The organism is Roseomonas sp. CECT 9278, assembly GCF_918698155.1.
Classification (GTDB): domain Bacteria; phylum Pseudomonadota; class Alphaproteobacteria; order Acetobacterales; family Acetobacteraceae; genus Neoroseomonas.
This window is the reverse complement of the sequence record NZ_CAKKLX010000093.1, coordinates 1-6,667: the sequence shown is the minus strand read 5'-3', so window position 1 is coordinate 6,667 and position 6,667 is coordinate 1. Positions and strand designations below refer to the sequence as shown.

Here is a 6,667-nt window from a genome sequence, read left to right as displayed (position 1 = left end):
CGCCTCGACCTGCGCGGCGCCGCGGCGCGCCGGTGGCGCGGCGGCCACCACGGGGGCACGCGGCGTGCGCGCGGCCGGGGCCGGCGCGCTGCGCGCCTCCAGCTGTTCGAGCCGCCGGCGCATCTCCTCCAGCTGGCGGCGAAGTTCCGCGATGACCGCGGCATCGCTGCCCTGGGCCGCCACGATGCCCGGCAGCAGGGCCACGAGCCCCGCGACGATCGCGGCACCGGTTCGCGAGGCTATCTTGCGTGTCATGCCGCTGTCCTTCCGCCCCGCCCGTCGCCGACCGCAGCGTGACCGACCGACCCGCATGGCGGGAACAGGCTGTCATATGCCAGGCATGCCCGGCCTGTGCGTGCCGTCCCCCCGATGCTGCACGCTTCCCACCCGACCGCGAACCGGTCTAGTGTCCGGCCGATTTTGTGCACTGCACAAATCCACGGGCGCGTGGCCGCCCACGGAGATGCGACAGCATGGCCAGGAAGCCCGCCCGCCCCGCCGGGGCCCGCGACACGCTGCTGATCGACCTTGCCCTGCAAGGCGGCGGCAGCCACGGCGCCTTCACCTGGGGCGTGCTCGACCGGCTGCTCGAGGAAGACTGGATCGAGATCGAGGCCGCCTCCGGCACCTCGGCCGGCGCGATGAACGCCGCGGTGCTGGCGCACGGCCTGCTGGCCGGTGGCGCCGATGGCGCGCGCGACGCGCTGGCGCGCTTCTGGAAGAAGGTGTCGGACGCCGCGGCCATGAGCCCGCTCAAGCGCGGCCCGCTCGATGTGCTGCTGGGGCGCTGGACGCTCGACACCTCGCCCGCCTACCTCGCGATGGATATCGCGACGCGCATCTTCTCCCCCTACGACCTCGATTTCGGCATGCCCAACCCGCTGGCGGCGATCCTGGCGGATGTGGTGGATTTCGACCGCCTGCCGCAATCCCCGGTCAAGCTGTTCATCACCGCCACCAACGTGCACACCGGCCGGCCGCGGGTGTTCCGCAACCACGATGTCTCGCCCGCCGCGCTGATGGCCTCGGCCTGCCTGCCCATGATGTTCCAGGCGGTCGAGATCGACGGCCAGGCCTATTGGGATGGCGGCTATTCCGGCAACCCGACCATGACCCCGCTGATCGACGAATGCGTGTCGGACGACACCATCATCATCGGCATCAACCCGGTGCAGCGCCCGGGCGTGCCGAAATCGGCGCGCGACATCCTCAACCGGCTGAACGAGGTCGCCTTCAACGCGGTCCTGCTGAAGGAACTGCAGATGATGGCGCTGCTGCGGTCGGTGGCGGATGCCGGCAACGAGAAGACCGCGCATTGGGCGCGCATGCGCGTCCACCTGGTGCAATCCGCGCTGCTGGCGGAGCTGGGGGCGTCGTCGAAGCTGAACGCCGAATGGGACTTCCTGACCATGCTGCGCGACGAAGGCCGCCGCGCGGCCGAGGCCTTCCTGGCGCAGCATCGCGACGCGCTCGGCAAGCGATCCACGCTGCCGATCGAATACCTGCTGGAGAAGGTGTGAGCCGATGGGGCTGATCGGCATCCTCGTCGGCCTCGCGGTCCTGGTCGCGCTGGCCTATCGCGGCTGGTCGGTGCTGCTGCTCGCCCCCGCCGCGGCGCTGATCGCCGCCGCCTTCGCCGGCGAACCGCTGCTGGCGCATTGGACCGAGACCTTCATGAACGCCGCGGCACGCTTCGTCGCGCAGTTCTTCCCGCTGTTCCTGCTGGGCGCGCTGTTCGGGAAACTGATGGAGGATTCCGGCGCGGTCGGCACCATCGCACGCTGGATGACGGTCACGCTGGGGCCCAAGCGCGCCATCCTGTCGGTGGCGCTGGCCGGCGCGGCCGTCACCTATGGCGGCGTGTCGCTGTTCGTTGCGATCTTCGTGCTCGCCCCCATGGCCACCGCGCTGTTCCGCGAGGCCGGCATCCCGCGCCGCCTCATGCCCGGCGCGATCGCGGTCGGCGCCTTCACCTTCACCATGTCCGCCATGCCGGGCACGCCGGCGATTCCGAACGCCATCCCGATGCCCTTCTTCGGCACCACGGCCTTCGCGGCGCCGGGGCTGGGCATCATCGCCTCCGTCATCATGCTCGGCTTCGGGCTGTGGTGGATGCAGCGGCAGGAAGCGCGCGCGCGTGCCGCCGGCGAGGGCTTCGGCGACGGTCCGCCGCCATCCGTCGATGCGGTGGCCGACGACCCGATCATCCGCGAGCGCGCCAGCACCGCGCGCGAATTCGACCCCGCCGAGATCCATCGCAGCGAGACCACGCAGAAGGAATTGCCGGTGGGGCTCGCCGCGCTGCCGCTGGTCGTGGTGGTGGCGGTGAACCTGGTCATGTCGCTGGTCGTGCTGCCCGGCATGGACGCCGCCTTCCTGGCGGAGCCGCGCTGGGGCGGCACCACGCTCGGCGCAGTCGCCGGCGTGTGGTCGGTGGCGGTGGCGCTGTTCGTCGCCATCCTGGTGCTGCTCGCGGTCAGCGGCTGGCGCCTGCCGTCGCTGCGCGCGACCATGGATGCGGGCGCCAATGCCTCCGTGCTGCCGATCTTCTCGGTCGCCTCATTGGTCGGCTTCGGCGCGGTGGTGGCGGCGATGCCGGCCTTCGAGGCGGTGCGCGACTGGGTGCTGGGCATCGGCGGCGGGCCGCTGGTGTCGCTGGCCTCGGCCGTGACGATCCTGTCGGCGCTGACGGGCTCGGCCTCCGGCGGGCTGACCATCGCGCTCGATGCGCTGGGGCCGACCTACATGGCGCTGGCGGCGCAGATCGGGCTGGACCCCGGGCTGATGCACCGCGTCGCGGTGATCGCCGCCGGCACGCTGGACGCGCTGCCGCACAATGGCGCGGTGGTGACGCTGTTCGCGGTCTGCGGGTCGAACCACCGCGACAGCTACCTGGACATCGTGATGACGACGATCGTCGGCGCGATGCTGGCGCTGGCGGTGGTGATCGCGCTGGGCAGCCTGGTCGGGTCGTTCTGAGCGACCGGTCGAGAATCCGCCGAGCGGCGCATGCCGCTGTCCGGCACCGGCATTCCCAAACGGTGCCTGACGGCCGCTACGGCGCCCAGTCCAGCGCCGGATCCAGCGGCCAGATCGGCCGCGGCACGGCGCGCCAGGGGACGCGGTCCAGCATCACGGTGGTCAGGCCCGGCACATCCACCTCCAGGATGCGGTCGGGCGTGAAGTGCTCGTCGAAGCCGGCGCGGAAATGGCCGCGCGACTTCACCACCAGCGATCGTACCCGGGCGATGTCGATGCCCAGCGCCTCGATCATGGCGGGTTCGCACAATTGCCGGCGCTGCGTGGCCACCGCCACCAGCAGGCCATCGAGGCGCAGCAGCGCCATCGGACCCATCTCCACCTCGCGCCCGGCATAGATCCCGCGCCGGCCGATGATGCGCCCGTCATGCAGCGCCACCACCTCCGCCGCGGCCTCGAAGCCGTGGGAGAAATGATTGGTCTCGACACGGTTGAAATGCGCGGTGAAGCGCGCGCCAGGACCGAGCAGATGCGCCTCCGCCGCCAGCTCCGGGTCGTTGAACACGCCCAGCACGGCGCCCTGCACCCCGGCGGCGTGGAACGCCTCCAGAATCCAGACGGTATTGCCGCGCCCGCCACCGCCGGGATTGTCGGCCACGTCGGCCAGCAGCAACGGCGCCGCGCCGGCATCGGCGCCGGCCGCCGTCGCGCGGCGCACCGCCTCGGCCAGCGGCAGCAGCTTCGCCACCCAGCGCCCGCGCGATCCCCAGATGAAGCGCGCGATCTCCTGCGCCACGGCCTGCGCGCGCGCGGCATCGGTGCGCGCGGTCACCACAACCGACAGCCCGTTCTTCGGCGTATCCCCCAGCGAGAAGCCCGAGGAGATCGAGATGTTCATCACCTCGTGGTCGAGGAAACCGCGCCCGAAGGCGATGGCATCCGCATAGGGCCCGGCATCGGTGTTCTGGCTGGTGGCGGGCGGGATCATCGGCAGCTTCACGAAGCCGCTGCGCGGGCGCATCCCGCCCAGCATGGCGCGCATCGCGGCGGCCGCCTCGGCGCCGCGTTCCGCCATGTCGACATGCGGGTTGGTGACGAAGGCGACCAGCACATCGGCATGGTCGACCATGGCGCGCGAGACATTCGCATGCAGGTCGAGTGTCGCGATCACCGGCACATCGGGGCCCACCACCGCCCGTAGGCGCGCCAGCAGCACGCCGTCGGGATCGACCTCGACCGTCGCGCTCGCCGCGCCGTGCAGCGACAGGAACACGCCATCGACCGGCATCGCCGCGCGCAGGCCGTGTTCCATGCGGTGCAGCAGCTCGTCGAAGACCTCCTGCTCCATCGGGCCGGAGGCGCCGGCGCCGGCCGCGACCAGCGGCACGGCCACCCAGGGCCGGCCGCCATCCATGGCGCGGATGAAGCCGGTCAGCGCGGTCGGGGCGCGCGGTGCGGGCCGTGCCAGGTCCTCCGCCAGCGCCGCGCCTTCCAGCCAGCAGGCAGCGTCGAATTCCGCGCGGGTGGCGGGCGGCGCGTGGCCGTTGCTCTCCAGCATGAAGGCGCCGAGGGCAATGCGCGGCGCGCGCGTCACTCCTCGGCCGCCCGCGCCGGCGCGGCCGGATGCTGCGCGCCCTGCTCCATCACCAGCTTCTGGTGCGGATACGGGATCTCGATGCCCAGTTCGTCGAAGCGCTTCTTGACGCGGCGGTTCAATTCGCGCGCCACCGCCCAGCGCTGCGACGGTTCGGTCTTGAAGCGCACCCGCAGCACCACGCCGGAATCGCCCAGCCGCTCGACGCCCATCACGTCCAGGTCGTCGCGGATCGCGGGGCGCCACTTCGCATCCTCGCGCATCTCGGAGGCGACGTTGCGCAGCACGTCGGTGACGCGGTCGGTATCCTCGCCATAGGCGATGTTCACGTCCATCACCGCGAAGGCGAAGTCGCGCGTCATGTTGGTCACGGTGGTCACGGCGCTGAACGGGATGATGTGCAGCGACCCATCCACCGCGCGCAGCTTGATGGACCGGATCGACAATTGTTCGACCACGCCCGACAGGCCGCCCACCTGCACCACGTCGCCCACCGCCAGCGCGTCCTCGAACAGCAGGAAGATGCCGGTGATGACGTCGCGCACCAGCGTCTGGGACCCGAAGCCGATGGCGATGCCGAGCACGCCGGCACCGGCGATCAGCGGGGCCACGTTCACGCCGATCTCGGTCAGGATGATGAAGGCCACGATGACGATGATGGTGACCATCAGCGCGGTGCGCAGCATCGGCAGCAGGGTCCGCACGCGCGCCGATCGCGCCGCCTTGGCGTCGCGCGACAGGCTCACCAGGTGGCGCTGGATCGCGGCATTCGCCGCCTCCCAGGCCGCCATGGCCGCCAGCAGCGTGAAGCCCATCGACGCCAGCGACCCCACCAGCCGGTTGCCCAGCTTGCCCTGCCCGAACCAGGCGAAGGCATCGAGGCCCCAGGCCTCCAGCAGGAACAGCAGCGCGAGCCCGGTGATGATGGTCGAGAACGTGCCCTTCAGGATCGGCAGGTAGCGGTTGGCCCGCAACTCCAGCCCCGGATAGCGGCGCGCCAGGTCCGGCGTGATCCGGAAGGCGCGCGCCAGCACCCGGCGCATCGCCAGGTCGACCAGCTTCGCCACGCCCAGCACCACCAGCGTCAGCAGCGACACGCGCGACAGCCGCCAGAAGCCGCCCTGCACCTCCAGCGCCCAGACGCCCCAGGCCGCCATCAGCCAGGCGATGGCGACGATGTGCCAGATGTCGGCAAGCCGGTCGCGCACCGCGCGCAGCGTGCGGCGCGACGCCGTCGGTGCCTCGCCCTCCGCCAGCTCGCGCGCGCGCAGCGCATCCGACACCGCGCCGCGGTTCTGCAGGATGACGATCACCAGGAACAGCGTCACCAGCAGCAGGCAGACCCGCAGGATGGAATCATAGGCCGTCCAGGGCAGGCCGAACTGCAGCCCGGCCTCGGCGGTGGCGTAGCCGACCACCAGCACGAAGGTGATGCGCCGCAGCCAGACCGTGATGTAGGCCGCCGTCTCATCCGCCACCGGCAACAGCCGCAGCATCGGCGATGCCGGCGAGAGCAGCATGCGCGAACCCACCATCACCGCGCGCGACGCCATGTAGGCGTTGTTCACCGTCAGCATCACCAGCTCGGTCGTGGGCAGCGGCCCGACCAGCCCGATCCCGCCATAGGAGACGATGGCAAAGGCCGCGATCGGCAGCAGGTCCAGGCACAGCCGCGCGATCACCAGCGGCACGCGGCGCAGCCAGCCGAACAGCTCGCCTTCCGCCGGCGCGCGCGAATCGAGCGCATCCCGCGCGCGCTTCAGCACCCGCACGGCGAGCCATTCCGCCGCCAGGCCCAGGCCCAGCACCAGCAGCAGCTTCCAGAAGGCGTCGATCACCCGGAACTGCGTCACGGGGTCGCGCGCCATGGAGGACAGCCAGGCCACCATGGCGGGCAGGTCGGCGATGGTCTGCACGGTGCGGACCAGCTGTTCCGACAGGCCGGACAACCGCTGAGACGCGCCCTGGAGGAGCTGGGCGCCGAGCGTATTGGGCGCCAGGATCGCGGGCTCCTCGGGCGCGGCCGGCGCGGCGGCAGGTGCGGGCGGGGCCGGCGTGGCGGCGGGTGCGCCCGGCGCCGGCGGGGCCCCGGCC

At 71.7% G+C, this 6,667-nt stretch carries 5 protein-coding genes; 2 read left to right on the top strand and 3 right to left on the bottom strand.

The annotated features are described in order from the left end of the window. A partial coding sequence (locus LQ222_RS25810; protein ID WP_230169752.1) for a hypothetical protein occupies positions 1-255 on the bottom strand: 255 nt, incomplete at its 3' end. A gap of 218 nt (positions 256-473) precedes the next feature. Between LQ222_RS25810 and LQ222_RS25805 the strand changes: the two genes are divergently transcribed. Both LQ222_RS25805 and LQ222_RS25800 read left to right on the top strand, forming a co-directional pair. Next, entirely contained in the window at positions 474-1,520 is a 1,047-nt protein-coding gene (locus LQ222_RS25805; RefSeq protein WP_230169751.1) for a patatin-like phospholipase family protein, read from the top strand. A 4-nt stretch (positions 1,521-1,524) separates the two neighbouring features. Continuing rightward, positions 1,525-2,979: a GntP family permease gene (locus tag LQ222_RS25800; RefSeq protein ID WP_230169750.1), complete on the top strand. Its 1,455-nt coding sequence runs from the start codon at positions 1,525-1,527 to the stop codon at positions 2,977-2,979. A 76-nt stretch (positions 2,980-3,055) separates the two neighbouring features. Here LQ222_RS25800 and LQ222_RS25795 read toward each other — a convergent pair whose 3' ends face one another. After that, positions 3,056-4,573: a M81 family metallopeptidase gene (locus LQ222_RS25795; protein WP_230169749.1), complete on the bottom strand. Its 1,518-nt coding sequence runs from the start codon at positions 4,571-4,573 to the stop codon at positions 3,056-3,058. After that, positions 4,570-6,667: mechanosensitive ion channel domain-containing protein (locus LQ222_RS25790; RefSeq protein WP_230169748.1), on the bottom strand; the 2,098-nt coding region annotated here is incomplete at its 5' end. The genes LQ222_RS25795 and LQ222_RS25790, both read right to left, overlap by 4 nt.